Consider the following 26,968-nt stretch of genomic DNA (forward strand, 5'->3'; position numbering starts at 1 on the left):
AGTTCACTTCGGACAGTTTTTCATTTTTTGTAAGTCCATTCATCGTTCGCATATTTCCGTTGCTCGATCTCTTTTACATACGCCAACTGCTCCGTGGATAGCTCGAGCGGCACCAGCGTCATGTCCAGCGCCTTCTCAAACCCTTCCGAAAAAGCGGGCACGCATTCCTTCGCGGTTATCGTTCTCCCCGCAAGGCGATCTATCGCGACGGCTTTATTGGGTAGACTTCGTCTCATTCGCTGACGAGACTCATCTGTCTCAAATTTGAACAGGGACACAAGCTTCTCTTCATCCAAGTGAAGCAGAATGGCGCCATGTTGCAGGATTACCCCTTTTTGGCGTGTCTGCGCGCTTCCGGCGACTTTCTTCCCTTCCACCACTAATTCATACCAGCTCGGTGCGTCAAAGCATACCGCGCTTTTCGGTTTGCGGAGCCGCTCATTCTGCTCCTCGGTCATCGGTACGGAAAACTCCGCCTGCAGGCCAAGATTCCGGAACCCTTCCAGCAGACCGCCTGAGATCACCCGGTACGCCTCTGTCACTGTCTCTGGCATGCCGGGATAGTCTTCCGTCACAATGACGCTATATGTAAGTTCGTGCTCATGCAGGACTCCTCTGCCGCCCGTCGGCCTTCTGACAAAACCAAGGCCGTAACGTTCAACCGCTTCCATGTCAATCTCTTTCTCTACGCTTTGAAAATAACCGATCGATAACGTCGCCGGTTCCCATTCATAGAATCTGAGCACCGGTCCTATCTTCCCTTCGCTATGCCATTCGAGCAATGCTTCATCGAGCGCCATATTGTACGAAGGGGAACATTTCCCGGAATTCACAAAATGCCAAACCTTCTTCTCCACTGATCCAAGCCCCTTTCCAAGTGCTGACGGAATTCATTTTATCATTCCCGTTGAACAAGTGCCATGTAATCTTTATAATAGAACTATAGGTAGAAAGGGGAAAATTGAAGTGCAGTTATACATTCTGTTGGCAGTTCTCCTCATTCTCGTCATTTACATGGTTGTAACGATGCTCCGTGTCCGGAAATCCGTTACACATCTGACGCAGGATGAGTTCATTGCCGGTTACCGAAAAGCTCAGCTCATTGATGTGAGAGAGCCCAAAGAGTTCGATTCAGGTCATATTCTCGGAGCGCGCAATATCCCATATTCGCAGTTCCGCCAGCGATTCAAAGAAATCCGCCCTGACAAGCCTGTCTATCTGTACGACCAGAATGGCGGCAAGAGTGCACGTGCTGCATTGTTTCTCAAGAAAAAAGGGTATACCCAGCTCTTCCATCTACAAAGCGGATTCCGCACTTGGACAGGCAAAATCAGAAGCAAATAAGCAAATAAAAACAAGTTCTTCCCTATCGGGAGAACTTGTTTTTTTTACTTTTCGGCAGGAGAGGCGGCCGCCCCTCCTGCTAGTCAAGCGTGTACGGGCTGTTGTTCTTCTGATTTCTTGTAGCGAAGAACAGGCTGGCGTGCCGCTTTTGTCTCATCTAAACGATTGACGACTGTCGTGTGAGGCGCTTCTTGGACGATCTCAGGCGTCTCATCCACTTCTTTAGCAATTTGGATCATCGCCTCGATGAACGAATCCAGTGTTTCCTTTGATTCCGTTTCCGTCGGTTCAATCATCATTCCCTCTTCGACATTGAGCGGGAAGTAGATTGTCGGCGGATGGAAGCCGAAGTCCAGCAGCCTTTTTGCCATATCAAGCGTACGGACGCCAAGTTTCTTTTGGCGGCGGCCTGATAAGACAAACTCATGCATGCAATGCTGTTTGTAAGGAAGGTCGAAATACGGTTCGAGTCTTCGCATCATATAATTCGCATTCAGAACGGCATACTCTGTCACAGCCTTCAAGCCATCCGGACCCATGGAGCGGATGTATGTGTAAGCGCGCAGGTAGATGCCGAAGTTTCCGTAAAACGGCTTGACCCGGCCGATCGACTGCTCACGGTTATAATCGAACGTATAGCGGTCCCCTTCTTTGATCAGCACAGGTTTCGGAAGGAACGGCGCAAGCTCTGCTGTAACGCCGACCGGACCGGAACCTGGTCCGCCCCCACCATGCGGGCCAGTGAATGTTTTATGCAAGTTCAGGTGGACCGCATCAAAGCCCATGTCACCAGGCCGCGATTTTGCCATGACAGCGTTCAGGTTCGCCCCGTCATAATACAGTTTGCCGCCGACTCCGTGGACGATTTTCGCCATTTCAAGGATCTCTTTTTCAAAAAGGCCGAGCGTATTTGGATTGGTGAGCATGAGTGCAGCTGTATCCGGTCCGACTTTTGATTTCAAGTCCTCTATGTCGACAAGACCGTCTTCTCCCGATTTGACAGTAACGGTATCAAACCCTGCAACCGCTGCGGAAGCCGGATTGGTACCGTGCGCGGAATCCGGGACAAGCACTTTCGTCCGGTTGAAGTCACCATTCGATTCATGGAATGCACGGATCATCATAAGCGCCGTCCACTCACCATGCGCACCGGCTGCCGGCTGCAAAGTGACTTCATCCATGCCAGTGATTTCAGACAGATGTTCCTGCAGGTCATACATCATTTCCATCGCGCCCTGCACAGTCGACTCATCCTGGAGTGGATGGATATTTGCAAATCCGGACATGCGTGCGACTGCTTCATTGATTTTCGGGTTGTACTTCATAGTGCAAGACCCAAGCGGATAGAATCCTGTATCGACGCCGTGATTCCGGTTGGACAGCGCTGTGTAATGACGCATGATATCAAGCTCCGAAACTTCCGGCAGCTCTGCTTCCTGCTTACGCATATATTCGCCTGGCAAAAGTTCGGCCAGATCAAGCTCCGGAACATCAAGCTCCGGCAAGCTGTAGCCGATGCGGCCTTCTTTCGAAATTTCAAAAATAAGCGGTTGATTTGAATTATGCATGAAGGGCCTCCATTTCCTGCACAAGCGCATCGATTTCTTCTTTTGTACGTTGTTCCGTGACCGCGATCAAAGCATGGTTATCAAGGGACTTATACGTCAAGCCGAGATCATAACCGCCGATCATCCCTTTTTCAAGCAGCTTCGCATTCACTTCTTTGACCGGTTTCTTCGCATTCACGACAATTTCGTTAAAATGCGGTCCATCGGCAAATTTCACTTCGAAACCGGCTTTCTCGAAAGCTTCTTTTGCATAGCGCGTTTTCACGATGTTCTGATACGCCATTTCTTTGACACCTTTTTTTCCGAGAGCTGTCATGGCAACGGAAGCAGCAAGTGCGTTCAGTGCCTGGTTCGAACAGATATTGGAGGTCGCCTTATCGCGCCGGATGTGCTGTTCACGAGCTTGCAGCGTCAGCACATATCCGCGGCGGCCTTCTTCATCTGTCGTTTCACCGACAAGACGGCCTGGCACTTTCCGCATGAGTTTTGTAGTTGTTGCGAAATATCCGCAATGCGGACCGCCAAACTGCTCCGGGATTCCGAACGGCTGTGCATCCCCGACCGTTATATCCGCTCCAAGCTCGCCCGGAGGCGTCAATACGCCAAGCGCCAAAGGATTTGACGAGACGATGAACAAGCCGCCTTTTTCATGAGCAATTTCCCCAGCCGCTCCTATGTCTTCGATCTGGCCGAAGAAGTTAGGATACTGGACAAGGACCGCGGCAGTATCGCCATCAATCATATTCTTCAGTTCATCGATATCGGTCTTCCCATCTTTTTGCGGGATCGTCACGACCTCGATAGATTGCCCTGATGCATATGCCTCGACAACGTCCCTTGATTCCGGATGGACTGTTTCCGAGATGAGAAGCTTCTTCCTGCGTGTATGGCCTGCCGCGAGCATGCCCGCTTCAGCAAGAGCCGTTCCGCCATCGTACATGGAGGAGTTTGCCAAGTCCATACCTGTCAACTCGCAAATCATTGTCTGGAATTCGAAAATCGCCTGCAATTCCCCTTGGGAGATCTCCGGCTGATACGGCGTATATGCCGTGTAAAATTCTGATCGGGAAATGACATGATCGACGATGACCGGTTTAAAGTGGTCATAGACGCCAGCACCGAGGAAAGAAGCGAAATGCAGGGAATCCGCATTTTTCGCCGCAAGTGCTTCGAGCTCCTTTTTCAACTCAGTTTCCGATTTTGCTTCTTTGATCTTCAATTCGCCTTTAAAGCGGACTTCTTCAGGAATACTTTCAAACAATTCATCCACTGTTTCGATGCCGATCGCGTCCAGCATTTCCTGGCGGTCGGTCTCAGTCATAGGAAGATAACGATGCTTCATAGCCCATGTCCCCTCTTCTTTTATGATCTTTTATAAAATGGTGTTGCAATGATATTCGCTTTTAGCATCTTGTTGCGGACTTCCACTTCCACTTCCGTCCCAATTTCAGCAAGTGCTGCGTCAATCAATACAAAACCGATGTTCTTTTTTAAGGTCGGTGATTGTGTACCCGTTGTCACAAATCCGATTTCCTTGCCGCCCGCAAACACTTTATAACCTGTACGCGGGATACCTTTATCCACCATTTCGATTCCGGCCAACTTGCGGGAAGGTCCATTCTCTTTTTGGGAGGCGAGTGCACTTTTGCCGATGAAATCTGCTTCTTTGTTCAACTTCACGACAAATCCGAGTCCCGCTTCCAGCGGAGAGATGTCCTGGGACAGTTCTTGCCCATAAAGCGGCAATCCCGCTTCAAAGCGCAATGTATCACGTGCGCCCAGGCCGCATGCCTCCACGCCTTCTTCTTCTCCAGCCTTCAAGATGGCTGGCCACAGTGCTTTGACTGCTTCCGGTGAACCGTAAATCTCGAAACCATCCTCTCCTGTGTACCCAGTGCGTGAAATGAGGACTTCGTGTCCATCTACATTCACATTCTCCTTAAAACGGAAAAATTTGATTTCATTAAGTGGTTCATCCGTCAATTTCTGCAAAATGGTCTCAGCTTTAGGTCCTTGCAATGCAAGCAACCCATACTCGTCTGATTTATCTTCGATCAACACATTTTCGGTTGCATGCTTTTTCATCCAGTCAACGTCTTTTTCAATATTGGCCGCGTTGACAACAAGAAGGTAGCTTCCTTCCCCACGTTTATAAATGAGAAGATCGTCGATAGTCCCGCCATTCTCATAGCACATGACTGTATATTGCGCTTGGCCGTCTTTCAACTTTGAAACATCATTCGTAGAGATCCGCTGAAGAAAATCAAGCGCGCCTTCACCTGTCACAAATACTTCTCCCATATGGGATACATCAAAAAGGCCCGCCCGTGACCGAACAGCCTCATGTTCGGCTTTGATCCCTGAAAACTGTACCGGCAGCTCCCAGCCGCCGAAGTCGATTGTCTTTCCACCATACTCTCCGTATGTATCAAAGAGTGCGGTGCGTTTTAGCGTCTGAACCATAAAAAGATCCTCTCCTAGTCAATTAGTATAAAAAAAGACAGACGTCCCCTTATCATGTAAGAGAACCTCTGTCCTTGTACCTGAGAGTTTGACCTTGCGGTTTACCCCTTTGGTGGCCGGCGCGTAGCCGGCACTCTCCAGAGACGCGTCCTGATCGGGTCTTTTTACCTGAGAGATTCATAACTTCCGTTACTTGCTCCTTCGGCGACGCCCCATGCGTGCTCTCCCCGATCAATCATCCGCTATATTTAGCTGCACCATGTAAAATGTAAAAAATCCGACGAATAAAGCCCTTTCGCCTTACATCTTAACATTTCGGATACAAATAGGCAAACACTTTTAAGTTGAGCCGTTTTTAACGAACGTTTACTTGAAGAAGTATATTAATGTTCGTTTTTCGAGAGTGAAATGTATTTAATCCTTCTCTGAACAGCCTTTCATTCTTGTAATTTGAAAATTGATATAGTCCGCGATTTCCTGAATGGACCGGTGGGCCGTCTGCACTTTGAAATGGGCACTTTCCAAGTAAAGAGGCTTCCTGCGATAATAGAGTGTTTCAAGCTCCTGCCTGGTTGACTTTTGAACAATCGGACGGTTTTTGTCCGTAGCGATTCTGCGCCAAATATCCCTAAAAGGCGCATTCAGGAAAAAGACAATACCCGTTTCCCTCATAAGCCGCCGATTTTCCGCCTTCATCGCGACGCCTCCGCCTGTCGCTACAATCGCCCACTCATCCGAATACTGCCGCAAGTATTCAGTTTCGAGCTCCCTGAATTTCTCCTCCCCATACGTCTCAAAAATTTCAGGAATGGTCATCTCCATCTTTTTCACGATTTCCGTATCCATGTCGTAAATCGGCATATTAGCAAGTGATGCCAGCCGTTTCCCGATCACACTCTTCCCACTGCCCATGAATCCGACTAAATAGACTCGTTTCATGTTCCTCCACCTTGTTCAACATCTTAATTAATTCCTTCTCGTAATATCGCTCGAGGGAATCATATGTCCTGTATAAACTACTATGCCATGAAACGAGGGTGAAAAGAAAGAGGCTTACGAAAAATAGGAAAGGAAGAACCGCAGCGAACATCGCCCCTCTTTCATTCCGTAACAAGCCCAAATGCAAACCCCCTTTCCCTTGAAACGCCTTTCAAGTCTGTGACGCGCAGCCAGACGGAGTATTCATCGAACGTGAACAGCACTTGCTCAACCCCTGTATAAAGGGGAACATGGCCCGTGCCGTCCACCCTCTTCCGGATAACATTTCCACTCTTCTCCACCTCAATCACCCCTCTTTCGTTGACAAAGCGGAGGGCATTTCCGTGAGGAACCACTTCGATTTCGCTCACTTCTTCGAGCAGTTTCTGAAGTTCAGCTGAAAACAGCTCCCATTCCATTAATGAGACATCCATAAATTCCTTGCCCAAAGATTGTTTCCAGTAAAAGAATAGCACAAAGAGATGCAGGAACAGTGTCATGATCAGCAGCTGAAACAATGATTCGGCAAGCGTGTACCCTTTCTCATTTTTCACTCGCCGAAGCATAGGACAGCACCATCACCATTATATTCAACACATATGGACCGCCCCTCGACCTGCCAGCTGAACCGCATGCCATCTGTCTCGGTCTCTCCTCCCATTAACCCGTACGCCGCATGTTGGATAGACCCTTGATATGCGGCACGGGAAGCGAGCATTCCTATTTTTTTAGCGGACAGGCTTGAAGTCATTTTGGAGCCAAGTGGCAGCAGCGTGCCAAAAATGACCATTATGATGAACAATACAAGCATCGCCTCTGGCCATGAGTATCCGTTATCGTTCATAGATCAATATCCTTCCATGCTGCATTTGGAACCGAAGCTCTACGACCCGGCTCCTCTGCTGCATTATAATAGCTCCCGGACGGTAGATCTGCCCATTATTGAAAGCGAGCTGCTCCATCGAACCGAAACTCGCTATGCGCATGCCATCCGGAAAGTCGACCTTCGACAATACATCACTGGAACCTTGGCCCACCTTGACGATATACGTCTTACCATCCCGCTGCGTCTGCATAAACGTCATCACATTATTCGCCATTGAATGCGCCTGCATATGATAGACGGATGCGATGAATGCCTCCAGATCATGATCGTCCGATTGTTCAGCATAGATCCTTCCTGCGAGCGGCAGCATGACAGCCGAGATTACAGAAACAACCGTCAGTACAATTAATAACTCAAGGAATGTAAAACCGGACTCATTCCTGTTATTAGTTTGGGTCCGCACTCTTATTCAACCCCTCGGCGGTCACTTTGCCGTCAGCGTCTATCGCTATCTCACTTCCATCGGGGCATTTTGATTCTTTTGGCAGGTATCCTTCATTTTCCAGATCTATCAGGCTGGGAGGTGTTTTTTTATCCATTTTATAAGCTTCCACTTGTCCTTCGACCATTTTAACGAACGCGCTGCATCCTTTTTCATCAATCGATTTGGAATGCTTGGTCACATTCGGTATTGCAATCAGGACGAGTACGGAGATGATCAGTAAAACGATCATCATTTCTATCAGTGTGAATCCTTTCTCGTTGCACCATTTCATCATGTTATCCTCCTTACATCGTATCGATTAATCCATATACCGGCAGCAGCATCGCAAGATAGGCAGCCAGTATACAGACCGCCAGCAGGCTGAAGAGCGCGGGCTGGACAAAGGAAATCCATTTTGACAGCGCCGCCTCGATCTCTTCGTTAAGCTGATCGCTATAAAGGAGCAACTCTTTCGCCAGATGGCCTGTATCAGCTCCGTGCTTCACAAAAGGCTGCAGTCCTTTCACCAGTCCTTCCGTCAGGACAACCGCCTGCTCAAGCGGCACGCCGTGAATAATATGGTGTTTCAATGTTTCGGCAATCCGTCCGATGACATCATCCAGCTGCTGGTCTTCCAAGATATCAAGCGCACTTTGAATAGGCAGGCCTGAGCCGAGAAGCGAACCCAATTCACTGGAGAATTCCATCGTTTTCAGCTTGATATAATAGGCTCCGGCAAACGGCACTGCACCTAGGATCTTTATCTTTTTATCGGACGGCCAGCTCCGGTAAAGGAATATGCTAATTGTGGAAAATCCTATACCTAAGCCGATAATCCCGAGGAACAGGTCTGGAAGCCTGGAAACGAGGACGGGGAGAAGGGAAGCTATCCCTTCTTCAGCTTTCCGCGAGAACGCAAGCATTTGCAGATTGGGCAGGAAATACTGGCGGAAAACAAGCAGCAGGACCGCCATGAAAACAAACAGGACTGCAGGATATAGAAGCAGCCCTTTAATCTTTTTGGCGCGTTCCTCTTTTCGTTTTAGACGGTCCGCCAATGAGTCCAGCGAATCTGTTAATGTCCCATCCACTTCCGCCACAGCAATCGACAGGAGGTGTGACCTTTTAAAACCGAGTGTTTCGAGAATCTGTGTCACATTCAAGCCTCCGCGGAGAGCCCTTTCCGCCATATCCAGCATAGGCTCATATTGCTTCATATAATGCGGCATCAATATGACCAGGCTGTCGTGGAATGTATATCCTTCCCGAAGCAATTCAGCAAGCCTCTTTAAAAACGAATACTTTTTCTGGACCACTACGTCTTTTTGAGGAATCATTTTTTTGAACAGACTCATAGTGTCTTCACCAAAGAATATTTTCGCATTGCAGACTCTAAGGAAAGATTCTTTGGAAGTTCTACATGTTCGCCATTTGACAAATCATGTTTCACCTTTTCCAGCAAACCCCCATCAAGAATTTCAAATACCGCACCCAGCGATCCGTTTTCACGAGGGATGAGCCGCTGCGCGGAAACGCAGATGACCGTCTGCCGCAATTCTTCCATGGTGACACCAAAATCCGCCATTCTGTAAAAGCAGCCGACTGGGTTCTTTGCATGAACGGATGTAATGACCAAATGGCCTGTCAGCGCCGCCTGGACGGCCGTCTTAGCGGTCTCGGCATCACGTATTTCACCGATCATGATGACATCAGGGGAATGGCGTAAAATCGCTTTCAGTCCAGCTGCATACGTCATGCCTGACCGTTCATTCACTTGAATCTGCAAGAGATGTGACTGGTCATTCTCTACTGGATCTTCTAACGTGATGACATGCCGGTCCAGTTCGTTTACACAATGAGCTGTCAGTGAATAGATGGTTGTCGTTTTCCCGCTGCCTGTAGGACCCGTAGCCATCAGCAGACCTTGCGGCTGTGCGACAGCCCTTCGAAGCTGTTCAGCCCACCTGGCATCCAGGCATAACTCATTGAGCGGTACAATACGGTCATGCTTCTGCAGACGGATGACAACACTTTCTTTCATATGGAAGGATGGAATGGTCGAAACGCGGAAAGAATAATTATCATCGGAAAATCGTTTATGGAATGAACCGCTTTGGGGTTTTCGCCGATCGCTTATATCGAGCGAGGAGAGGAACTTAAAGAAGGAAATCATGCGGCCCGCCAGTTGTTCGGGGATTGTTGCGGACCTTCTCAGTTTCACACCGACCTTGAATAACACGTCGTACCCTTTCATTTTTGGGACAAGATGAATATCTGTAGCATCTTGACTGATGCCATCTTCTAAAAGACGGAAACATTTGAGCTCGACCATATTTTCGTCGTTATTCATGCCACACCCCTCTTTCCTTGCGCGGAAGGCCGTTTTCCGCCTATATCCAAGTATACATGAATGCATCAAATTGTGAATAGGTTCCGCCAAGTTCGAATTTTCATATGTGATTTCCTCGCAAAATGGTAACGAGACAGACCTTTTCCGTTCAAAACATGAATTCTCATCAGTTTCACCATTTGTCCATTGTTTTGTCACAAGACTTACGGATATAAGTTTACATTTGCAAATGCAATCATTTATAATGAGTGTGAGATCATTGTATTGTTTTATGGTAAGGAGGGACGCACGTATGGATAACATGTTCAAGCTATGTGGTTTTTGGACAGGAGTTTTCGCAGTAATGTTTTTTGTCGGCGGCATGATGCCCGCATCGCTCATTTTTGTTGCGAGCACAGTTTTCTTCCTGCTGCTTGGATACTTGAACCTGACAGAGCGTATGTACATGTACATGTTCGGAGCGTACTTGATGATTTTCATGGTCGGATTCAGCTATTATGCAACATTCATCCACGTACCAGGCATGGCCGAATAAGGAAATGCGGAAACAAAAAAACAGCCCTCTCGGCTGTTTTTTTATTTGTCGTTAAAAGCCATTAAGAAATGGATTGGTGTCCTTCTCGTCACCTGGAGTGGTTGATGGCCCGTGTCCGGGGTAAAGTATAAATTCATCATCCAGGGTCAATAGCCGATTATGGATAGACTCGAGAAGCGTCTCCGTATCCCCGCCTGGCAGATCAGTCCGGCCAATGCTTTGCCGAAATAGGGTGTCGCCGACAATTGCGAAACCGCCATCAGGAAAGACATATGTCAAGCTGCCCGGCGAATGGCCTGGTGTATGTCTTATCTCATAACGGAAAGGACCGATTTCCGCTTCTCCTTCCGCCTGCACTAAGTGATCTGCCGGTCTGCCGCTGATCAAAGGCAGTCCGGGATATCTGGCCGACCCGTTCAGTTCCGGTGTTTGCAGCCAGTCAGACTCTGCTTCGTGGATATGGACAGGTATGGTAAAATGATTTCGAACCTCTTCGACTCCGCCGATATGATCGAAATGCGCATGGGTCAGCAGGATTGCAAGCGGTCTCAAACCGTCCCTTTCAAGCATGCGGATTAATCTTCCGGCTTCATCGCCCGGATCAATGATGAGACATTCACTGCCATTGTCGATGATATAGCAATTCGTCTGAATAGGTCCAAGCGGATATGTTGTCACATTCAGCATAATTCCCACCTCCTTTTCCCATCATAATGAAGAGAAGCGCCGAATTCAAACAATCGTCATGAATTAACCTCGACAAAAGGGCGATTAAACAGTACAATAGAAAAGGAATATTGCTAATCGGCATTCATTTTTTCGTTCAGAAAGGAGTGTCTACTACATGAACCTATTAATGGTTATTTTCGGCCTCGTCGCTATTTTGGCAGTGGTCGGTACTGTGCAGGGATTTAAAGAGCGTAATATTTTAAGCATCCTATTCAATCTTGTGGCTGTCGTCATTTTCGGTGCATTCACAGTGGCAACGATCATCTATCAAGGATATCCGCCGAAGCTTCACTGATTCGGACGAGCCAAAAAACATCTCCCATTTCGGGAGATGTTTTTTTAATTTCCGCTTACGATCCAACTGATTTTCCGCTTCTTCGGAATGTCGATCAGCAAATCACCTTCATAGCCCGCAAGACATCTGTCACCAGACGGGGAACAAATAAGCGGGCCTGGCTCTATTCCGTCCATTACGTCTCTCATTTCGCCTCCCTCAAGAAGCACAAGCCGCATGGAGGATTGAACTTCGCCCGATGTCTCCTCGTTTACGATCCCTGCTACAAGGCGATCGTCTCCAATCGATGCCAGACTTGGGAAAACAGCACCCGAGTAAAGCCCTTCTTGTACTGGCATTTCCCACCCCCATTCTTCTTCTCCGCCAGGATGTCTGACTCCCATATGGGCAGTTCCCTTACCAATTGCATGCATGGTCACCATTCTGCCGCCCACTACTACATACGGAGTCTGTTCCATTTCCATCTGCACCTCGAGTTGACCATCATCCGCTATGTGGAGGACAAGATTTCTGTCTTCTGCAGTTGCAATGATTTGATTGTCACCAAGCCAGCTAGGAAACGGATCATCCAGGTCCAGGAGATCCAGCTCCTGTTTCTCCCGATTATAAAGGAATAAATCGAATGTCCAATCGTCCTGGAAGGCAGTGAACAGTAATTGGTCGTCGTTGTCTTCATTCCAGGCGAATTCGACTTCATTCGAAGCAAGTTCAACGGTGTCTTGCAATACGCCATCCATGGATATGATTTTGATGGTCGCAGAGTCGGCACTTTCACCAGTATGAAGCAATATGTATTGTTTGTCCGGATGAATAAGGGCATCCGTAATGACAGTGGCTTCCGTATAGATCATATTTGACTCGCCTGTAGTTAGATTGAAGGACATTACATCATGCCCCTTGACATACGCAATGCTCTCATCCGACTGCCAGCCTATGATGTAATGGGATTGATCTTCAGGCATATGCAACAGCTGTAATGTCTCCTCTTCTTTCGGCGGGATATGTTCAACATCAGGCTGGACGGAAGGCGGTTCTTCCTCTGAGCAGCCTGCCAGAACCATCAACAAGATTATTACAACGATTATTCTCCTCAAGAAAGCCGCCCTCCTCCGGCAATGATATAAAAAATCTGCACGGTGGAATTTCCCGTGCAGACATAGGTTTTTTACTTATCTTTCGATTGAGCTTCCCGTTTCCCCTCTTCCGTGAAACGGAGCAAGTCACCGTTGATGATCGTATCCGAGTAATTGAGTTCCGTATTTACCCGTTCCTCATACGGCTCACATACCGACGCGTCAGTCGGTTCACCCGTGTGGATATCGTAACATACTTCGTGTGCATAGATGGCGTCATCGGTTACAAAACGACCATCGCGGAAAATGACAAACGGCTCGTGGTCTTTCGAAAAGACGTCCGCACCTAACTGCATATCTTCTTTTGTATCAATTCCTAAAAGATGAAGAATGGTAGGACGGAGATCCATTTGTCCCGCAAGTTCATCCATCACTTTGCCTTTTCCGAAGCCAGGGATATGCACGAACATCGGCACTTTCTGTAACTCCACATTGTCAAAAGGTGTGATTTCCTTATTTAAATACATACCCATCGCTTTATTGTGGTTTTCCGAAATCCCATAGTGATCGCCATACATGATGATGATCGAGTTGTCGTAAAGACCGCTCTTCTTCAAGTCATCGAAGAACGTCTTCACTGCTTCATCCATGTACCGGACGCTTTGGAAATACTTATTCAGCGTTTTGGAATTGGAGGTATATGCAGGAATCAGCATATCCTCTTCATCCAAGTCGAATGGATGGTGGTTCGTCAATGTGATCATCCGTGTCGCGAATGGCTTCGGCATATCTTTCATCAGTTCAACCGATTGCTCAAAATAAGGGATATCCTTCATTCCCCAGTTCACGGCTTGCCCCTCACCAATCGTATAGCTTTCCACATCATAGAATTTCTGGACTCCGAGGGCTTGATACATGATATCCCGGTTCCAGAAACTGCGGTTGTTCGCATGCATGACGCTTGTGAAGTAACCGTTTTGGCCAAGCCGCTCAGAGAGGGAATGGTATGTGTTACCGCTGTTTGTAAAGAACACGGCACCCCCATTGCGGCCGTATAGCGAATTCTCCAGGATGAACTCCGAATCGGATGTCTTGCCGAGTCCTGTTTGATGATAAAAATTGTTGAAATAGAAAGTGTCCGGATCTTTCGTAAGCTCATTAAGGAACGGTGTGATGACATGGCCATCCATTTCATTGTTTATGACAAAATTTTGAAGCGACTCAAGCGAGACCATGATGACATTCCGGCCTTTTGCAATTCCGAACATTTCAGGATCCGGCTCAGCATAGTTGGCGCTAATATAGTTTCCTACTTCTGTCAATTCACTGCCGTCCGCCAAAGCCCGCTGCGCATGCGTCTTCGACTGGATGAACAAGTCATAGATATGGTAATTGTATGTGCCAATGTTTTTCACAAGCAGTTCACGGTCAAAACTCCGTGTCAATAGTTGCGGACGCTGCGCCTCAGACAGGCCGAGGTTGACCATAAGGATGGTCGCTGCCACAACAAAGTATAATTTCCTGCCCATTTTCCGGGAAGATATAGACTGTTCTTTGACCGGAAGCAATTTGATGGCTAACAGGACGATAATCGTGTCTGTAAAGAAGAAAATATCCGTCCAATGCAAGTTTGCGGTCACTGATGACGACAAATCGCCAAAGTTGCTTGTCTGGAATAACAAAGGAAGTGTGATGAAATCACTAAAAAACCGGTAAAACACGGCATTGCTGAACATAAGGATCGAGGTGATCAGGCTGACAGCAAAGATATACGCATTGCGCCGCTTTGTGCTCTTGATGAAAAATGCGATTCCATAGACAAATAACAGAAAGCTGAGTGGGTTCATAAACAGGATGAACTCCTGCATAACATTATCGATTTTCATGCTGAAGCTTGTATGGTAGCCGACATATGTGGTAATCCAAGTTGCGACGACGGCAATCAGGAGTACGGAATGTTTGGGTAATGACCTTTTTTTCATTCGCAATCTTCCTTTCCAATCTCGATGAAGTAAACCCGCAAGCATCCGGACCATCAATTCACATGATCCAATCAGTTATTATTTCAGTTCGTTCGATACATATCTATTAGACGGATGAGATGACAAAAAGTTTCATATACAGCCAGTATAAGACCAGAAGTCGCATGTATAATAGGTCAAAGTTCCCTAATTTCAGCTTTTAAAATCATAATCGCCTTTAGATAATCCTCTTTTACAATAAGTCCGTTCTCATACATCTCCCGCGTATCAGCTATCATCAATTCAAGATCCGCTTTCCGGTCCCCTGTGTATATGAATGTTCCGTAGCCTTTCAGGAATTGGAGTACATCATAATAAGTTTTCATTTTCGTCCACCATCCTGCATTCGATCACCCGATGCTCTGTGAAGATCCTTTCTACCGGGATATCATGTGGTTCAAAAGGGACTTGGAACCCGGTCTGACAATCAAACGCAAGAGAGATCTTAGCTCCCTTATAACACGACAAATACCGGTCATAATAACCTCCTCCAAAACCGACCCTATATCCTGCAGCCGAGAACGCTACCCCGGGTACAACCTGCAGATCGATCTCTTCCTGCGGCACAGATACCGTGGCAGAGAGTATCGGTTCGAGAAGATCCATATAGACCGTTTCCAAACTATTGTATGATGTTATTTCCCTGAAGTCCATCTTTCGCTCAGCAGGATAGCATCTCGGCACAACAATCCTTTTGCCGCTCTTCCATGCAGCTTCAATCAGCGGCCTCGTATCTACCTCTGGAAACCGTGATATCGTGATTCCGATTGTTCGGGAAGATAGGTATTCCTCCGACTGCAAAAAGCGTTTGACGATCCGCAAGGAAGCGTCGGCGTGTTCGTTGATGTCCATGCTTCTTAACATAGCAAGCACCTGCTTGCGCTGCAGTGACTTACTCACCATCATATTCCCCCTTTTCAAAATAAAAAACCAAAACCCGTGAAGGTTTTGGCCTGAGCAATTATTTCGTTTCACGGTGCAAAGTCTGTTTCTTTTCACGTGAGCAATACTTTTTCATTTCAAGACGTTCCGGATTGTTACGCTTGTTCTTTTTAGTAATATAATTACGCTCTCCACATTCAGTGCAAGCAAGTGTAATATTTACGCGCATTGTAGTCCCTCCCACTCATCACAAACTTATAGATAAAACATGAGCATGATTTATACGACTATGTCATTGTACCATATTCAATCCATTTGTCCAGAAGAAAGTTTGAAATTTCATTAACGCCATCCATATGGTACGATAGAGGCAATAGAAGCTGCGGCAGATTGTCTGCCGCCCGAAACAATATCCGACCGGAGGCATGCAAGAATGGACTTACCTCTCATACTTCTTACTATAGGAGTCGTCTGTGTCATTTTATCATTCTTTTTCAACCGTTCCTCGAAGTCTCAGGAGGAAGAGCTCGAAAATATTTCCATCAGCCTCCACCAAGAGACCAACCTACTGAAAAAACGGCTGAAAGCGGTTGAAGAGGAGCTTATGATCGGCGCGCTGCCGGATCTTCCGGCCGCCGGAAAGACCGGGCGGAAACCTGTGCATGAAATCATAGTGAACCAGATCCTCTCCCTGCACGCTCAGGGTTATCCGATCGAGGATATTTCCGCCCGTTCCTCCCTTCCTCCCGCTGAAGTAATTGATGTGCTGCAGCAAAAAGGGGCACGCGTATGATCCGTGATGTATTGCGTTCGATTGGCATCGGCTGTCTTATCGCCGCAGGGATCCTTCATTTCGCTCCTGCCGGCAAGGCGGATCCGGCAAGCGAGGCATCTTATAAAGACCAAGTAAGCAGGCTGACAGAAGAGCTGCAAAACGTAAAACGTGAACTTGCCGCCGCGCAGACAATATCTTCCGCTGACAAGTCTGAAGCGAAGATTGAAACGGAAAGCGACCAGTCGAAGGGCGCTGGAAAAGAACCGATCGTCAAAACGATCTTGTCGATCCGGCAGGGTGAAGTTTCGACGACCATCTCCTCCCAGCTCGAACGGGCAGGCGTCATTCCGAAGGCATCCGAGTTCGATAAGTACCTGTCGGACAACGGACTGGCAGGACGCCTGCAAGTCGGTGAGTATGAGGTCGATTCCTCAATGGATCTTAAAACGATCGCTTCCCTCATTACGAAAACGAAATGAAAAGAGCGCCAGTCCAGATGAAGTTCAGGACGAGGCGCTCTTTTATCATGGTCACTCTTTCGAGTCAGATACACGATTGATTTCAGGTTCGGTCGAATCGGAGCGGATCTCTTTTTCACGTTTCTTCTGCAAGTTGAAATAGATATCCATCGCAGCTCTCGCGATTTCATTGGATGGATGCGGATAGTTGCTTCGATCTGTGGAGATGTTTGGAATGACAATCGAGAATGCAACTTCCGGATTCTCTTCCGGCGCAAAACCGATATGGGTGAGGTTCACCGTCTTTGTGCCATACAGGCTTCGGTCTGTACCGTCGTAGTAGGCCGACTGTGCTGTTCCTGTCTTTCCGGCTACCGTGTAATTAACGCCATCAAACAGGCCGCGCGCCGTTCCTCCCTGGCCATGGTACGTGTAATGCATACCCTTCTTCACTTGCTCAATTTCCCGGTCTGTGTTTTTGATCCGATTCAGCACTTTTATATCCGTTTCTTGAATCAGCGGTCCGAGCGTCTTGCCGTCAGGTGACGGTTCCCGTATCTCTTTCAGCATTTTCGGCGCCACCCGGTATCCGCCATTCGCAACGGTCGAGACATATTGCGCCATCTGAAGCGGCGTATACGTATCGAACTGGCCGATCGCAAAGTCAAGAAGTTTACCTGTGATCGTCTCAGTGCCTGGATACCCAGCATATTCCCCTGGCAGGTCGATCCCCGTCTTCGCACCGAGTCCGAATGAGGCATAGGACTCCCGCAGCCGGTCAAAGCCTGCAATGTTGATCGGCAGCGGTTTGTGCGGACGATAATTCGCTTCGCCGAGGTCCATGGCGATCCGGAACATATACACGTTCGAGGATCTGCCGAGAGCGGTGATATCGTTGATTGCGACACGTCCATACTGGTTGAATAGGGATCGTTTTACCGTAGTGCCGATGTAGATCGGTTCATCAATCTTTACCTCCCCGACGTTCAGCACCCCTTCGCTGTAGCCAGTGAGCACAGTCGCAAGTTTGACTGTCGAACCTACTTCGTATGCGGAAGTGAATGTTCCGAATGCATAATCGCGGATTTCCCACTTTCCGGTCTGTTCATCTTTGACGAGCTTTTTTCCGACAAGAGCTAAGACTTCTCCGTTATTCGGATTCATCATGACGAGGAAAGCACGATCGAGAAGCCCCGCCGTACTGCGCTTCTTTTCCCTTAACAAGGTATCGGATACTAGAGTCTCAAGTGACTCTTGAAGTTCGCTATCCACGGAAAGGACAAGATCTTTACCCGGTTCCCCTTCGCGCACCGTCTTCGTTTCCACCACTTTACCTGTCCGATCTTTGATGTTTTTCGCGACCGCTTTCTGGCCTTTCAGCAGTTCCTCATAATATTGTTCAAGATAACTGCTGCCGACGCGGTCATTCCTTGAATAACCTCGTGCCAGGAAGTAGTCGAGATGGCTTCTCGGAATCCCCTGAACCGGTGTCGTTGTAGAGCCGATATATGTGCTGTCGCTCAGTTTCACGCGCTCCCAGTCCGTCGTCGTATTGACGCCAGGCAGGTCGCTCAGCCGTTCAGACACGGCAGCAAATTCCCGTTCAGATACATCGCCGCTTTTTATGATCTGCGGCGAATAGGCGTAGCCAGACATCATCTCCCTATATATCGCGAGAATCTCTAGGTCTTCCTTCGTAAAGGAATCAAGCTCCTCTTCCGTGATCCTCTCCCGCGTCAGACCGTTGACTTTCCGCTGTATATCTTTTTCGGTCAGTTTTTCATCCGCTTTTCTAATTTTGGCGATCTCAGAAGCGGGCACTTTTGCCGCCGCTTCATCAGGATGCATCAATATCCAAAAGTCTCGCTTGTCGCCGAGTGTGACCCTTTTCGTATCTTGCTCGATCAAATCTGCGAGCTTCTTTGCGATCTCCAGCATCTCCGCTGATGTCGTTGATGTCGTTTTCGTATATGTAATGGCGTTTTTAGGCTCGTTGTCCACAAGCACCTTCCCCATCCGGTCATAGATCCGGCCTCTGGGGACACTGGTGTTAACGGCTATTTCCTCTTTCTTTTCGAGCTCACGTCTGTAGTCATCACCTTTGACAATCTGCAAATAGCCCAACCGGAGGATCAGGATGGAAAACAGGACGAAGATCGAAAAAAACAGGAAATTCATACGGAATGCGACATGTTTCCGCTGTCTTACTTTCGCCTGATCCGCTTTGCGCATCTGCTTACTCATCTTTCTCCTCCTTTCCATAGTTGCCGGACCTCTTCCGGCCACGCATCATTATATCATTATATAAACTAAAAAACATACATCTTGACGAACAAGATGTATGCCGGGTTGCATTATTTATTCTCTTCGTAGCGTTTTGCAACTTCTTCCCAGTTCACTACGTTCCAGAACGCATTGATGTAATCAGGGCGTTTGTTCTGGTAGTTCAAGTAGTACGCGTGCTCCCAAACGTCAAGTCCTAGTAGAGGCGTCTTGCCTTCCATGAGAGGGCTGTCCTGATTAGGTGTTGACGTGATCTCGAGTTCTCCGTTGTTCAGGACTAGCCAAGCCCAGCCGGAACCGAAACGAGTTGTAGCTGCCTTCGCAAATTCTTCTTTGAATGCGTCAAAGCCGCCGAATTTCTTGTCGATCGCTTCTGCAAGCGCGCCAGTCGGCTTTCCGCCGCCGTTCGGTGAAAGGATTTGCCAGAAGAATGAGTGGTTCGCATGGCCTCCGCCGTTGTTGCGGACTGCAGTACGAATATCCTCTGGAATCGCATCCATGTCGGAGATCAAGTCTTCAACGGATTTAGAAGCAAGATCCGAATGCCCTTCAAGCGCTTTGTTTACGTTTGTCACGTATGTGTTGTGGTGTTTCGTGTGGTGGATGTTCATTGTTTCCTTGTCGATATGCGGCTCTAACGCATCATAAGCGTATGGCAGTTCTGGTAATTCATAAGCCATTGTCCATTCCTCCTAAATTGATTGATTATTTATCCTTCGTATTCAACATTATCAAATTAAAGAATCCCAATCAATTGAAATGAACTATCTAAGGACGAACCAGACAAAAATGGCAATCATAAGGAGCATAACTCCGCCTTTAGCAAAGATGGAAGTGAAAAAACCGACCAGCGAACCGATTCCCGTCCGGACGGCCTGCTTGAAACCGGAACGCGATATCAGCAGTTCCGCGATAACCGCGCCGAGAAAAGGGCCGATGAGAATGCCTGCAGCGGGGATGACAAAAGGTCCGGCCAGAAGACCGATCGTGCTCCCCCACATGCCGGCCTTCGAACCGCCGAACTTTTTTACGCCTACAATATTGCCAAGTGTATCTGCAAAAAACAGAAGCACGACAAACAGGACTTCTACCACCCAAAAGAACCAGTTCATCCCGTCAAAGCCGATTGTAAAGCCGTATGCCAGAAACCCAAGAATGATAAAAACGACGGACGGAATGATCGGATAGACCAGGCCTATGAAAGCTATGATAAAGCAAAGGATCGCAAGGATCCAGGCGAGCCATTCCATTCTGCATCACCCTCCAATTTTAAATGCGTTTTCCAAGCACAGCTTCGGCGATATTCACCGCATGGTCCCCGATCCGTTCCAAGTTGCTGACGATATCCACAAATACGATGCCAGCCTGTGCGGTGCATTGGCCGCCATTCAGCCGGACGATATGGTTCTTCCGGAATCTGCGTTCCATCTTATCGATCAGGTCTTCCTGTTCCGCTACTGCCCGCGCGAGCTGGCTGTCGTTCATATCCAAGGAATTCATCGCTTTTTCAACTGTCCCTATGGTGAGCGTGAACATCTCGGACAAGTCCTCCATCGCGTCATCCGTAAGCTTCACTTTATTTATCTCCCGGTAATCGATCAATTCGATGATATTCTCGAAATGATCGCCGATCCGCTCGATATCACGGACCGCATCCATCAGCATGACATGCCGCGCCGATTCAACAGGGGATATATTGACAGCTGATATGTCGACAAGATAATCAGTGATCTTGCGGTCGAGGTTATTGATCGCGTCTTCAATCTGATAGGCATTTACCGCATGCTTCTTGTTGCTCGTCTTCAAGTATTCGAACGTCTCTCCGAGCCCCTGCACAGCGAAATCCCCCATCCGGATGATCTCTTCCTTCGCTTGTCCAATTGCGACAGCCGGCGACTGGGTGATGAAATTCGGGTCCAGGTGCTTCGGCTTATATTCAATAGCCACATCCTTGCCTGGGATCAGTTTGGTGACCACGAATGCCCACATGCCGATCAGCGGAAATTGGATGATCGTATTCGCGACGTTGAACGAGCCATGGGCGAACGCAATCTGCATTTTCTGCTCGATATTCAGCACATGACTGATCCATTCGACATACAGCGTGAACGGATGCAGGAGCAGCATGAAGACAAGGGTGCCAACGACATTGAACAGCACATGCGTAGCAGCGGCCCGGCGTGCTGCGACGGACGCGCCAAGCGCAGCAAGGATCGCAGTGATCGTCGTGCCGATATTATCCCCGAACAGGACCGGCAGTGCGCCTTCAAGCGGAATCAGATGTTCCGAATATAGTCCCTGCAGGATCCCGACAGTCGCACTTGAACTTTGGACGACGACTGTGAACACGGTGCCTGCAAGCACTCCAAGCACAGGATGTTCACTCATCGACATGGTAAAGTCCGAAAATGCCTGCAACGAACTTAGCGGCTTCATCCCGTTGCTCATGAGCTCAAGCCCAAGGAAGAGCCCCCCAAAGCCGAACACGACTTCGCCGATGCTTTTAACCGAACTTTTGTTGATGAAGAAAATGAGGAACGCACCGACTGCCATGATCGGCAATGCATACGCACCGACGTCAAGCCCGATGATGAATGCGGTCACCGTCGTACCGATGTTAGCGCCCATAATGACGCCGATCGCCTGGCGCAGGGTCATGAATCCGGCACTGACAAGGCCCACAGTGATGACTGTGGTCCCTGAGCTCGACTGGATCAGAACGGTCACTAGTATCCCGCTCAGCACACCCATGAACGGGTTTGTCGTAAAGCGGTCCAAAATGGAGCGGAGCCTGTCCCCTGCCGCCTTTTGAAGGCCATCCCCCATATACTTGATTGCGAACAGGAAAATTCCAAGTCCGCCGACGAATTGGAAGATCAGTTCTTGCCAATTAACACCCATCGAATGGTCTACCTCCATGTTTTGATTATATGTATCGCTCCCATTATTTTTGATTATGAATGGATTGTAAATAGAAGCCGCGGAATCTTTACATATCCTTAACAATCGGCTTCCTATTTGTCATCATTCTGTCGAAAATATACTAACTCAAATGTCTGCTTGTAAGTGGTAGACTAGATGGTATGTGCAAACTTGCCGGACACCGGTCAATAGAAAGGAGGCCCTCCGATGAAATACCGGCAATTGTTCGCGGCGTCTTTCAGGGAACCGAAGAAACTTGCGGCGTTCCGTCTGCTGCCGATCGGCAAAGTGATCAGCTATGTCTTCTTGTTCGTCTGGCTGTTCGCGGCTGTGTCATTCATCAGGTTTCTCTTCGGGGATGTAACCCTATTTGAAGCGTCCCCCGACTTGATCGAATACAGCAGGACGATCGGCATCCTGATTTATCCGATTGCGTTTGTTTTCCAGGTCGTCATCTCGACGTTTTATATTTTTGTGCGAGTCAGCATTTTCGCGGCAATCGGCCTGCTGATCGTGAAATTGATGAAAAGGCGCGCGGAATACCGCCATGTCTGGAGGACGGCAGCCGTCTCCATCACATTTCCGCTCCTTATGACGCTTGCGCTTGACTTCATCCCCATGCTTGAAGGGATCGGGCTGTACCTGTCTTCAGCGGTCCACCTCATCTATATGATACTGGCACTGCGCTATTATCCAAAGATGAATAGATGAATAGATGCCTCCGGCTCCGCATAGAGTGGCGGAAAAAGGAGGATGCCGCAATGAGGACTCTACTGATCGCCCTACTCTTATTCATCGTTTTCCATATCGTAAAAGAGGACTTGACAAATGGGACAATCCCTATGGCATCCTTTTTTGAAACTGAAACGTCCTGTCCTGAGCAGAAGCTGAAAAGCATAACGGTTAGAACAGTCGACGGCGACACGATCGAGTCGCTGCTCTCCCTATACCCTGATCCAGGCCAGACATTCATGGAACGGCTTTCGTCGTTCTACGAATTGAACCCCCATCTGCAGAACCAGAAGATGATCGGCGGGCTTGAAGTCAAATTGCCTGTTCCCCGTCAAACCATCAGTCAGTGCGAATGATATTCACAATCAAGTACCTGTTCCTTTCCTTTTGTCCGATTGATTGATAAAATGGTTACGCAGATACGAGATTTTAAGGAGAGAATTTACATGAGTGAAATGATACACAGATCAAAGACGCGTCCTGTCAAAGTCGGCAACTTGACGATCGGCGGCAGTGACGAGCTGTTCATCCAAAGCATGGCAACGACTAAGACACATGATGTCGAAGCCACAGTCGCGGAAATTCTTCGCCTTGAAGAAGCGGGCTGCCAAGTTGTGCGTGTCGCTTGCCCTGACGAGCGCGCCGCTTATTCCATCGGCGCCATCAAAGAACGTATCAACATCCCTTTAGTCGTCGATATCCATTTTGATTATAAATTAGCATTGATCGCCATTGAACAAGGAGCGGATAAGATCCGCATCAATCCCGGCAACATCGGCCGCCAAGAAAAGGTCGAGGCGGTTGTGCGCGCTGCAAAGGAGAAAGGCATTCCTATCCGGATCGGTGTAAATGCCGGATCTCTTGAAAAGCATATCCTGAAGAAATACGGATACCCGACAGCGGACGGCATGGTCGAAAGTGCCCTTCATCATATTAAGATCCTCGAGGATCTCGACTTCCATGATATTATCGTGTCCCTGAAAGCTTCCGATGTGAACCTTGCGATCGAAGCATACAAGAAGGCAGCAGCGGCATTCGATTATCCGCTGCATCTCGGCATCACTGAATCCGGCACATTATTCGCCGGATCCATCAAAAGTGCCGCTGGTCTTGGCGCCCTTCTCTCTGCGGGCATCGGTAACACGCTCCGCGTTTCATTGAGCGCGGATCCCGTTCAAGAAGTGAAGGTTGCCAGAGAGCTGCTGAAGGTATTCGGTTTGTCCTCGAATGCGGCGACGCTCATTTCTTGCCCGACATGCGGACGGATCGAAATCGATCTCATCTCCATTGCGAATGAGGTGGAAGAATATATTTCAACAATTAAAGCGCCGATTAAAGTCGCGGTACTCGGCTGCGCCGTAAACGGTCCGGGCGAAGCACGGGAAGCCGATATCGGAATTGCAGGTGCACGCGGGGAAGGCCTTCTATTCATGAAAGGGAAAACAGTCCGGAAAGTGCCTGAAGAGACAATGGTCGATGAATTGAAGATAGAGATCGATAAACTTGCCGAAGAGTATTTCGAGAAAAAACGCCAAGAGGAATTACTTCTTCAAGGCGGAGCGGCTGAATGAGAAAATATCGGTTCGGCATTGATATCGACGGGACGGTGACGTGCCCCACGTCCCTCCTGCCGCATATCAACTCCAGATTCGGATGCAATCTATGCCTCGATGATATTACGGAGTATGATCTGACGAAGGCATTTGACGTGGATGAGAAGGAATTCTTCGATTGGTATTTGACAGCGGAAGAGGAGATCTACAGGACTTCACCTGCCCAGGAAAAAGTGAAAGAGATACTGGATTCCTGGCATGATGCGTATGAGCTCTACTATATTTCCGCCCGCGGTTCCTCGGTTCAGGACTGTACAGCAGAATGGTTTGCCCGGGAAGAAATCCCTTACGATCATATTGAGCTGATCGGCAGCCATCATAAGATCGAAGCGGCAAAGTCATTCCGTGTCGATTGCTTTTTCGAAGACAAGCATGATAACGCGGTCAACATCCATGAGGAACTTGGAATACCCGTCCTCCTATTCGATACCCCTTACAACCGGAAGAGCATCCCGGACGGTGTTATCCGTGTAACAAGCTGGACGGAAGCCGACGAGTGGATCCGTAAGCTGTTCCCTGTCCGTGAGCTGACAAATTAAAAAGGTGCGAACCTCCGTTCAAGGGGTTCGCACCTTTTTCAATTCTTCCGGCAGCTTGGACACTTGCCGTATATTTCAAATTTATGTCCCTCAACCTCGAAACCGCCGAAGTCCCCGCTCACCGTTGACATCGGGCAATAGGGAATGCTTCGCGATGTACCGCATGATGTGCAGATCAGGTGATGGTGATGGACCCCCGCTTCGCATTGCATGCGAAAATGCAACTCACCGCCAAGCTCCGTCTCCTCCAGAATGCCAAGCTCCGAAAAGGTCGCCAGATTTCTATAAATCGTATCATAGCTGATGCCCGGATTGTCCTGAGCCATAAAATTACGCACTTCCATCGCGGATATATATTTATCATGCTTCGAGAAATACGTTAGGATGGTCTCTCGATTTTTTGTCCGTTTAAATTGATTAGCGGCCAGGATGCGCCATGCTTCGTCGAGTGTCATGCCAGATCCCCTCCCCTTTGTTTAAAGCCATCAAAATTACGGATTTTTTTCAGCAATAAGACGAACAGCAGCACAAGTACTGAGATGATGACAATTGTACCGCCGGGGGCAATATCGAGATAATAAGCTGCCACTAGTCCGGAAATAACGGAAAACTCACCGATTGCAATGGAATAGAACATCGCACCTTTAAAGCTTTTAGCCAGTTGGATTGCAGAGGCGACCGGCAATGTCATAAGAGAGGAAACAAGCAGGATCCCGACAATCCTCATCGATGCACCGATGACAAGAGCGACAATGATCATGAATGCCACCTGAATAAGCTTTCCATGGACACCGGAAATTTTCGCATATTCAGGGTCGAATGAAATCGCGAAGAGCTCTTTATAGAATAGCCGGACGAACAAGACTACGATAATCGCAATCACCAAGACGACCAGCAAGTCCTGACGGCTGACCGCTGAAACAGAACCGAATAAATATCCGACCAAATCAGTGCTGAATCCTTTCGCTAGAGAAATGAATATGGCGCCCAGGCCTATGCCTGCGGACAATATGATCGGGATCGCCAATTCTTCAAAATGGCGATAAGCGGAACGAAGCCTCTCGATCAAAAGAGATCCGACCGCAGCCGCTCCCATACCTAAATAGACCGGATTGAGCGATGATATTACGATAAATTGCTGGCTCATATATAAGCTTCCCGCAATGCCTGCAAGCGCAACGTGGCTCAGCGCATCCGCAATGAGCGATAGCCTTCTGACGACGATGAATAATCCAAGAAGAGGAGCAATCAATCCGATAATCAGACCGGATAAAACTGCGTTCTGCAGGAAGTCATACGTTAGCACTGCATGTATCATGATTGATCCCCCTCACCGGATCCATGGTGGATTCGCCTGACGGGATGCCCGTACCAGTTCGAAATTTCACGGTCCCCGAGTTTATAATACTCTTCCTGCATCCCATGAAAATGAATAGTGCGGTTCAGGCATGCAACGTGAGATGCAAGACCAGTGACAATATCAATTTCATGTGACACGAGAAGGATTGCAATTCCATAATCACGATTGAGCGTTTCCAGCATAGAGTAGAACGATGCGATATTTTGCTGATCAATCCCGACAGTCGGCTCATCCATGATAAGAAGGTCGGGATCTGCTGCAAGGGCACGGGCAATGAACACCCGCTGCTGCTGGCCTCCAGACAGCTCACCGATCGCTCTCGTGCTGAAGGATTCCATCTCCACTGTCCGGAGTGCTTTCATGGCAGATTCAGTGTCTTCCTGTGTAAAGCGCTTGAACAGCCCTGCTTTTCTTGTCAAGCCGCTTCGGACGACTTCGAGCACCGTTGCGGGAAATCCCGAATTGAATGCATTCGATTTTTGGGAAACATACCCGATCCTTTCCCGCTGCTTAAACGACGAGGCGGGTTCTCCGAATAACTTTACAGAGCCATGCGTCGGCTTTAATAAGCCTAAGATCAGTTTTAACAAAGTAGACTTGCCGGAACCATTTGGGCCGATCAAAGCCCAAAACTCCCCTTCCTTTACTGTAAGGGATATATGTGACAGGACATTAGATTGTCCGTACGTGAAACTGACATCTGTACATTCAATAATCTTCTTTTCCATAGGGAGAAAT

The 26,968-nt window shown here is 48.3% G+C and carries 33 protein-coding genes and 1 riboswitch; of the genes, 9 read left to right on the plus strand and 24 right to left on the minus strand.

Annotated features, from left to right (window positions below):
* Window positions 1-20 precede the first annotated feature (20 nt).
* A complete protein-coding gene (locus ACZ5FK_RS03140) occupies window positions 21-857 on the minus strand; it encodes a lipoate--protein ligase family protein (protein ID WP_464806462.1) in 837 nt (278 codons plus the stop codon).
* Window positions 858-1,014: 157 nt separating this feature from the next.
* On the opposite strand from ACZ5FK_RS03140, the gene ACZ5FK_RS03145 reads away from it, so the two are divergent.
* Window positions 1,015-1,344, plus strand: a complete 330-nt coding sequence (locus tag ACZ5FK_RS03145) for a rhodanese-like domain-containing protein (RefSeq protein ID WP_464807347.1) — start codon at window positions 1,015-1,017, stop codon at window positions 1,342-1,344.
* An 83-nt stretch (window positions 1,345-1,427) separates the two neighbouring features.
* Here the strand turns inward: ACZ5FK_RS03145 and gcvPB are convergent, their stop codons facing one another.
* From gcvPB to comGA, 10 genes are all read right to left on the minus strand, one after another.
* Window positions 1,428-2,912: an aminomethyl-transferring glycine dehydrogenase subunit GcvPB gene (gcvPB, locus tag ACZ5FK_RS03150; RefSeq protein WP_464806463.1), complete on the minus strand. Its 1,485-nt coding sequence runs from the start codon at window positions 2,910-2,912 to the stop codon at window positions 1,428-1,430.
* Window positions 2,905-4,254: an aminomethyl-transferring glycine dehydrogenase subunit GcvPA gene (gene gcvPA, locus ACZ5FK_RS03155; RefSeq protein WP_464806464.1), complete on the minus strand. Its 1,350-nt coding sequence runs from the start codon at window positions 4,252-4,254 to the stop codon at window positions 2,905-2,907. Before gcvPA ends, gcvPB begins: the two co-directional genes overlap by 8 nt.
* A gap of 20 nt (window positions 4,255-4,274) precedes the next feature.
* Window positions 4,275-5,375 (minus strand): glycine cleavage system aminomethyltransferase GcvT, encoded by a 1,101-nt coding sequence (gcvT, locus tag ACZ5FK_RS03160; protein ID WP_464806465.1) that lies wholly within the window; start codon window positions 5,373-5,375, stop codon window positions 4,275-4,277.
* 146 nt (window positions 5,376-5,521) lie between these two features.
* Window positions 5,522-5,614: riboswitch (glycine riboswitch) on the minus strand.
* A gap of 175 nt (window positions 5,615-5,789) precedes the next feature.
* Window positions 5,790-6,314 carry a shikimate kinase gene (locus ACZ5FK_RS03165; RefSeq protein WP_464806466.1) on the minus strand — a complete coding sequence of 175 codons (525 nt, stop codon included), beginning with the start codon at window positions 6,312-6,314 and terminating at the stop codon, window positions 5,790-5,792.
* A 161-nt stretch (window positions 6,315-6,475) separates the two neighbouring features.
* On the minus strand, window positions 6,476-6,919 hold the full coding sequence (gene comGF, locus ACZ5FK_RS03170; protein WP_464806467.1) for a competence type IV pilus minor pilin ComGF: 444 nt from the start codon (window positions 6,917-6,919) through the stop codon (window positions 6,476-6,478).
* Complete coding sequence (locus ACZ5FK_RS03175) at window positions 6,904-7,197, minus strand: hypothetical protein (RefSeq protein WP_464806468.1); 294 nt, start codon at window positions 7,195-7,197, stop codon at window positions 6,904-6,906. The genes comGF and ACZ5FK_RS03175 overlap by 16 nt, the downstream gene beginning before the upstream one ends.
* A complete protein-coding gene (locus ACZ5FK_RS03180) occupies window positions 7,187-7,642 on the minus strand; it encodes a prepilin-type N-terminal cleavage/methylation domain-containing protein (protein ID WP_464806469.1) in 456 nt (151 codons plus the stop codon). Before ACZ5FK_RS03180 ends, ACZ5FK_RS03175 begins: the two co-directional genes overlap by 11 nt.
* A complete protein-coding gene (comGC, locus tag ACZ5FK_RS03185; protein WP_464806470.1) occupies window positions 7,626-7,955 on the minus strand; it encodes a competence type IV pilus major pilin ComGC in 330 nt (109 codons plus the stop codon). Before comGC ends, ACZ5FK_RS03180 begins: the two co-directional genes overlap by 17 nt.
* Before the next feature lie 13 nt (window positions 7,956-7,968).
* Complete coding sequence (gene comGB / locus ACZ5FK_RS03190) at window positions 7,969-9,018, minus strand: competence type IV pilus assembly protein ComGB (protein ID WP_464806471.1); 1,050 nt, start codon at window positions 9,016-9,018, stop codon at window positions 7,969-7,971.
* Complete coding sequence (comGA, locus tag ACZ5FK_RS03195; protein ID WP_464806472.1) at window positions 9,015-10,013, minus strand: competence type IV pilus ATPase ComGA; 999 nt, start codon at window positions 10,011-10,013, stop codon at window positions 9,015-9,017. The genes comGB and comGA overlap by 4 nt, the downstream gene beginning before the upstream one ends.
* 292 nt (window positions 10,014-10,305) lie before the next feature.
* Here comGA and ACZ5FK_RS03200 point away from each other — a divergent pair, with 292 nt between their 5' ends.
* Complete coding sequence (locus ACZ5FK_RS03200) at window positions 10,306-10,548, plus strand: DUF2626 family protein (protein WP_464806473.1); 243 nt, start codon at window positions 10,306-10,308, stop codon at window positions 10,546-10,548.
* A 51-nt stretch (window positions 10,549-10,599) separates the two neighbouring features.
* Here ACZ5FK_RS03200 and ACZ5FK_RS03205 read toward each other — a convergent pair whose 3' ends face one another.
* Window positions 10,600-11,235 carry an MBL fold metallo-hydrolase gene (locus ACZ5FK_RS03205; protein ID WP_464806474.1) on the minus strand — a complete coding sequence of 212 codons (636 nt, stop codon included), beginning with the start codon at window positions 11,233-11,235 and terminating at the stop codon, window positions 10,600-10,602.
* A 157-nt stretch (window positions 11,236-11,392) separates the two neighbouring features.
* On the opposite strand from ACZ5FK_RS03205, the gene ACZ5FK_RS03210 reads away from it, so the two are divergent.
* Window positions 11,393-11,572: a DUF2759 domain-containing protein gene (locus ACZ5FK_RS03210; protein ID WP_464806475.1), complete on the plus strand. Its 180-nt coding sequence runs from the start codon at window positions 11,393-11,395 to the stop codon at window positions 11,570-11,572.
* Between the two features lie 44 nt (window positions 11,573-11,616).
* Here ACZ5FK_RS03210 and ACZ5FK_RS03215 read toward each other — a convergent pair whose 3' ends face one another.
* The 5 genes from ACZ5FK_RS03215 to rpmG all read right to left on the minus strand — a co-directional run bounded on the left by ACZ5FK_RS03215 (window position 11,617) and on the right by rpmG (window position 15,777).
* Window positions 11,617-12,666, minus strand: coding sequence for a YqgU-like beta propeller domain-containing protein (locus ACZ5FK_RS03215; protein ID WP_464806476.1), 1,050 nt, complete (start codon window positions 12,664-12,666; stop codon window positions 11,617-11,619).
* A 71-nt stretch (window positions 12,667-12,737) separates the two neighbouring features.
* A complete protein-coding gene (locus ACZ5FK_RS03220) occupies window positions 12,738-14,627 on the minus strand; it encodes an LTA synthase family protein (RefSeq protein ID WP_464806477.1) in 1,890 nt (629 codons plus the stop codon).
* Between the two features lie 176 nt (window positions 14,628-14,803).
* Window positions 14,804-14,992: a YqgQ family protein gene (locus ACZ5FK_RS03225; RefSeq protein ID WP_464806478.1), complete on the minus strand. Its 189-nt coding sequence runs from the start codon at window positions 14,990-14,992 to the stop codon at window positions 14,804-14,806.
* A complete protein-coding gene (locus tag ACZ5FK_RS03230) occupies window positions 14,976-15,566 on the minus strand; it encodes a 5-formyltetrahydrofolate cyclo-ligase (RefSeq protein ID WP_464806479.1) in 591 nt (196 codons plus the stop codon). Before ACZ5FK_RS03230 ends, ACZ5FK_RS03225 begins: the two co-directional genes overlap by 17 nt.
* A 61-nt stretch (window positions 15,567-15,627) precedes the next feature.
* Window positions 15,628-15,777 (minus strand): 50S ribosomal protein L33, encoded by a 150-nt coding sequence (gene rpmG / locus ACZ5FK_RS03235; protein ID WP_060210366.1) that lies wholly within the window; start codon window positions 15,775-15,777, stop codon window positions 15,628-15,630.
* 204 nt (window positions 15,778-15,981) lie between these two features.
* Here rpmG and ACZ5FK_RS03240 point away from each other — a divergent pair, with 204 nt between their 5' ends.
* A complete protein-coding gene (locus tag ACZ5FK_RS03240) occupies window positions 15,982-16,341 on the plus strand; it encodes a hypothetical protein (protein ID WP_464806480.1) in 360 nt (119 codons plus the stop codon).
* A complete protein-coding gene (locus ACZ5FK_RS03245; RefSeq protein ID WP_464806481.1) occupies window positions 16,338-16,802 on the plus strand; it encodes a hypothetical protein in 465 nt (154 codons plus the stop codon). Before ACZ5FK_RS03240 ends, ACZ5FK_RS03245 begins: the two co-directional genes overlap by 4 nt.
* Window positions 16,803-16,853: 51 nt before the next feature.
* On the opposite strand, the gene ACZ5FK_RS03250 is transcribed toward ACZ5FK_RS03245, so the two are convergent.
* The 4 genes from ACZ5FK_RS03250 to ACZ5FK_RS03265 all read right to left on the minus strand — a co-directional run bounded on the left by ACZ5FK_RS03250 (window position 16,854) and on the right by ACZ5FK_RS03265 (window position 21,965).
* Entirely contained in the window at window positions 16,854-19,025 is a 2,172-nt protein-coding gene (locus ACZ5FK_RS03250; protein WP_464806482.1) for a peptidoglycan D,D-transpeptidase FtsI family protein, read from the minus strand.
* 110 nt (window positions 19,026-19,135) lie between these two features.
* Complete coding sequence (gene sodA / locus ACZ5FK_RS03255; protein WP_464806483.1) at window positions 19,136-19,744, minus strand: superoxide dismutase SodA; 609 nt, start codon at window positions 19,742-19,744, stop codon at window positions 19,136-19,138.
* Between the two features lie 84 nt (window positions 19,745-19,828).
* Window positions 19,829-20,314, minus strand: a complete 486-nt coding sequence (locus ACZ5FK_RS03260; RefSeq protein ID WP_464806484.1) for a DUF456 domain-containing protein — start codon at window positions 20,312-20,314, stop codon at window positions 19,829-19,831.
* A gap of 19 nt (window positions 20,315-20,333) precedes the next feature.
* Window positions 20,334-21,965: a Na/Pi cotransporter family protein gene (locus ACZ5FK_RS03265; RefSeq protein ID WP_464806485.1), complete on the minus strand. Its 1,632-nt coding sequence runs from the start codon at window positions 21,963-21,965 to the stop codon at window positions 20,334-20,336.
* A 228-nt stretch (window positions 21,966-22,193) separates the two neighbouring features.
* Between ACZ5FK_RS03265 and ACZ5FK_RS03270 the strand changes: the two genes are divergently transcribed.
* The 4 genes from ACZ5FK_RS03270 (at window position 22,194) to ACZ5FK_RS03285 (ending at window position 24,870) form a co-directional block, all read left to right on the plus strand.
* Complete coding sequence (locus tag ACZ5FK_RS03270) at window positions 22,194-22,697, plus strand: DUF1189 family protein (RefSeq protein ID WP_464806486.1); 504 nt, start codon at window positions 22,194-22,196, stop codon at window positions 22,695-22,697.
* A gap of 50 nt (window positions 22,698-22,747) precedes the next feature.
* Window positions 22,748-23,074: a tail protein X gene (locus tag ACZ5FK_RS03275; protein ID WP_464806487.1), complete on the plus strand. Its 327-nt coding sequence runs from the start codon at window positions 22,748-22,750 to the stop codon at window positions 23,072-23,074.
* A 90-nt stretch (window positions 23,075-23,164) separates the two neighbouring features.
* Window positions 23,165-24,289 (plus strand): flavodoxin-dependent (E)-4-hydroxy-3-methylbut-2-enyl-diphosphate synthase, encoded by a 1,125-nt coding sequence (ispG, locus tag ACZ5FK_RS03280; RefSeq protein WP_464806488.1) that lies wholly within the window; start codon window positions 23,165-23,167, stop codon window positions 24,287-24,289.
* Entirely contained in the window at window positions 24,286-24,870 is a 585-nt protein-coding gene (locus ACZ5FK_RS03285) for a 5' nucleotidase, NT5C type (RefSeq protein ID WP_464806489.1), read from the plus strand. The genes ispG and ACZ5FK_RS03285 overlap by 4 nt, the downstream gene beginning before the upstream one ends.
* 38 nt (window positions 24,871-24,908) lie before the next feature.
* Here the strand turns inward: ACZ5FK_RS03285 and ACZ5FK_RS03290 are convergent, their stop codons facing one another.
* From ACZ5FK_RS03290 to ACZ5FK_RS03300, 3 genes are read right to left on the minus strand one after another with little or no spacing between them, the layout of a single operon-like run.
* The gene (locus tag ACZ5FK_RS03290; RefSeq protein WP_464806490.1) at window positions 24,909-25,325 is read right to left on the minus strand and encodes a Fur family transcriptional regulator; all 417 of its coding nucleotides are present in this window, start codon (window positions 25,323-25,325) and stop codon (window positions 24,909-24,911) included.
* Window positions 25,322-26,188, minus strand: coding sequence for a metal ABC transporter permease (locus ACZ5FK_RS03295; protein WP_464806491.1), 867 nt, complete (start codon window positions 26,186-26,188; stop codon window positions 25,322-25,324). Before ACZ5FK_RS03295 ends, ACZ5FK_RS03290 begins: the two co-directional genes overlap by 4 nt.
* Window positions 26,185-26,958 (minus strand): metal ABC transporter ATP-binding protein, encoded by a 774-nt coding sequence (locus ACZ5FK_RS03300; RefSeq protein ID WP_464806492.1) that lies wholly within the window; start codon window positions 26,956-26,958, stop codon window positions 26,185-26,187. Before ACZ5FK_RS03300 ends, ACZ5FK_RS03295 begins: the two co-directional genes overlap by 4 nt.
* Window positions 26,959-26,968 lie beyond the last annotated feature (10 nt).

The organism is Sporosarcina sp. GTC18466, from assembly GCF_055389225.1.

Coding starts and splice junctions, on each gene's coding strand:
- ACZ5FK_RS03265 (WP_464806485.1), bottom strand. CDS start 21,965: ATGGGTGTTAATTGGCAAGAACTGATCTTCCAATTCGTCGGCGGACTT.
- ACZ5FK_RS03250 (WP_464806482.1), bottom strand. CDS start 19,025: ATGAGTAAGCAGATGCGCAAAGCGGATCAGGCGAAAGTAAGACAGCGG.
- gcvPA (WP_464806464.1), bottom strand. CDS start 4,254: ATGAAGCATCGTTATCTTCCTATGACTGAGACCGACCGCCAGGAAATG.
- ACZ5FK_RS03210 (WP_464806475.1), top strand. CDS start 11,393: ATGAACCTATTAATGGTTATTTTCGGCCTCGTCGCTATTTTGGCAGTG.
- rpmG (WP_060210366.1), bottom strand. CDS start 15,777: ATGCGCGTAAATATTACACTTGCTTGCACTGAATGTGGAGAGCGTAAT.
- comGF (WP_464806467.1), bottom strand. CDS start 6,919: ATGCTTCGGCGAGTGAAAAATGAGAAAGGGTACACGCTTGCCGAATCA.
- ispG (WP_464806488.1), top strand. CDS start 23,165: ATGAGTGAAATGATACACAGATCAAAGACGCGTCCTGTCAAAGTCGGC.
- ACZ5FK_RS03290 (WP_464806490.1), bottom strand. CDS start 25,325: ATGACACTCGACGAAGCATGGCGCATCCTGGCCGCTAATCAATTTAAA.
- ACZ5FK_RS03145 (WP_464807347.1), top strand. CDS start 1,015: ATGGTTGTAACGATGCTCCGTGTCCGGAAATCCGTTACACATCTGACG.
- comGA (WP_464806472.1), bottom strand. CDS start 10,013: ATGAATAACGACGAAAATATGGTCGAGCTCAAATGTTTCCGTCTTTTA.
- ACZ5FK_RS03220 (WP_464806477.1), bottom strand. CDS start 14,627: ATGAAAAAAAGGTCATTACCCAAACATTCCGTACTCCTGATTGCCGTC.
- ACZ5FK_RS03165 (WP_464806466.1), bottom strand. CDS start 6,314: ATGAAACGAGTCTATTTAGTCGGATTCATGGGCAGTGGGAAGAGTGTG.
- ACZ5FK_RS03240 (WP_464806480.1), top strand. CDS start 15,982: ATGGACTTACCTCTCATACTTCTTACTATAGGAGTCGTCTGTGTCATT.
- sodA (WP_464806483.1), bottom strand. CDS start 19,744: ATGGCTTATGAATTACCAGAACTGCCATACGCTTATGATGCGTTAGAG.
- ACZ5FK_RS03225 (WP_464806478.1), bottom strand. CDS start 14,992: ATGAAAACTTATTATGATGTACTCCAATTCCTGAAAGGCTACGGAACA.
- ACZ5FK_RS03270 (WP_464806486.1), top strand. CDS start 22,194: ATGAAATACCGGCAATTGTTCGCGGCGTCTTTCAGGGAACCGAAGAAA.
- gcvPB (WP_464806463.1), bottom strand. CDS start 2,912: ATGCATAATTCAAATCAACCGCTTATTTTTGAAATTTCGAAAGAAGGC.
- ACZ5FK_RS03205 (WP_464806474.1), bottom strand. CDS start 11,235: ATGCTGAATGTGACAACATATCCGCTTGGACCTATTCAGACGAATTGC.
- ACZ5FK_RS03275 (WP_464806487.1), top strand. CDS start 22,748: ATGAGGACTCTACTGATCGCCCTACTCTTATTCATCGTTTTCCATATC.
- ACZ5FK_RS03260 (WP_464806484.1), bottom strand. CDS start 20,314: ATGGAATGGCTCGCCTGGATCCTTGCGATCCTTTGCTTTATCATAGCT.
- comGC (WP_464806470.1), bottom strand. CDS start 7,955: ATGAAATGGTGCAACGAGAAAGGATTCACACTGATAGAAATGATGATC.
- comGB (WP_464806471.1), bottom strand. CDS start 9,018: ATGAGTCTGTTCAAAAAAATGATTCCTCAAAAAGACGTAGTGGTCCAG.
- ACZ5FK_RS03300 (WP_464806492.1), bottom strand. CDS start 26,958: ATGGAAAAGAAGATTATTGAATGTACAGATGTCAGTTTCACGTACGGA.
- gcvT (WP_464806465.1), bottom strand. CDS start 5,375: ATGGTTCAGACGCTAAAACGCACCGCACTCTTTGATACATACGGAGAG.
- ACZ5FK_RS03285 (WP_464806489.1), top strand. CDS start 24,286: ATGAGAAAATATCGGTTCGGCATTGATATCGACGGGACGGTGACGTGC.
- ACZ5FK_RS03245 (WP_464806481.1), top strand. CDS start 16,338: ATGATCCGTGATGTATTGCGTTCGATTGGCATCGGCTGTCTTATCGCC.
- ACZ5FK_RS03295 (WP_464806491.1), bottom strand. CDS start 26,188: ATGATACATGCAGTGCTAACGTATGACTTCCTGCAGAACGCAGTTTTA.
- ACZ5FK_RS03175 (WP_464806468.1), bottom strand. CDS start 7,197: ATGAACGATAACGGATACTCATGGCCAGAGGCGATGCTTGTATTGTTC.
- ACZ5FK_RS03200 (WP_464806473.1), top strand. CDS start 10,306: ATGGATAACATGTTCAAGCTATGTGGTTTTTGGACAGGAGTTTTCGCA.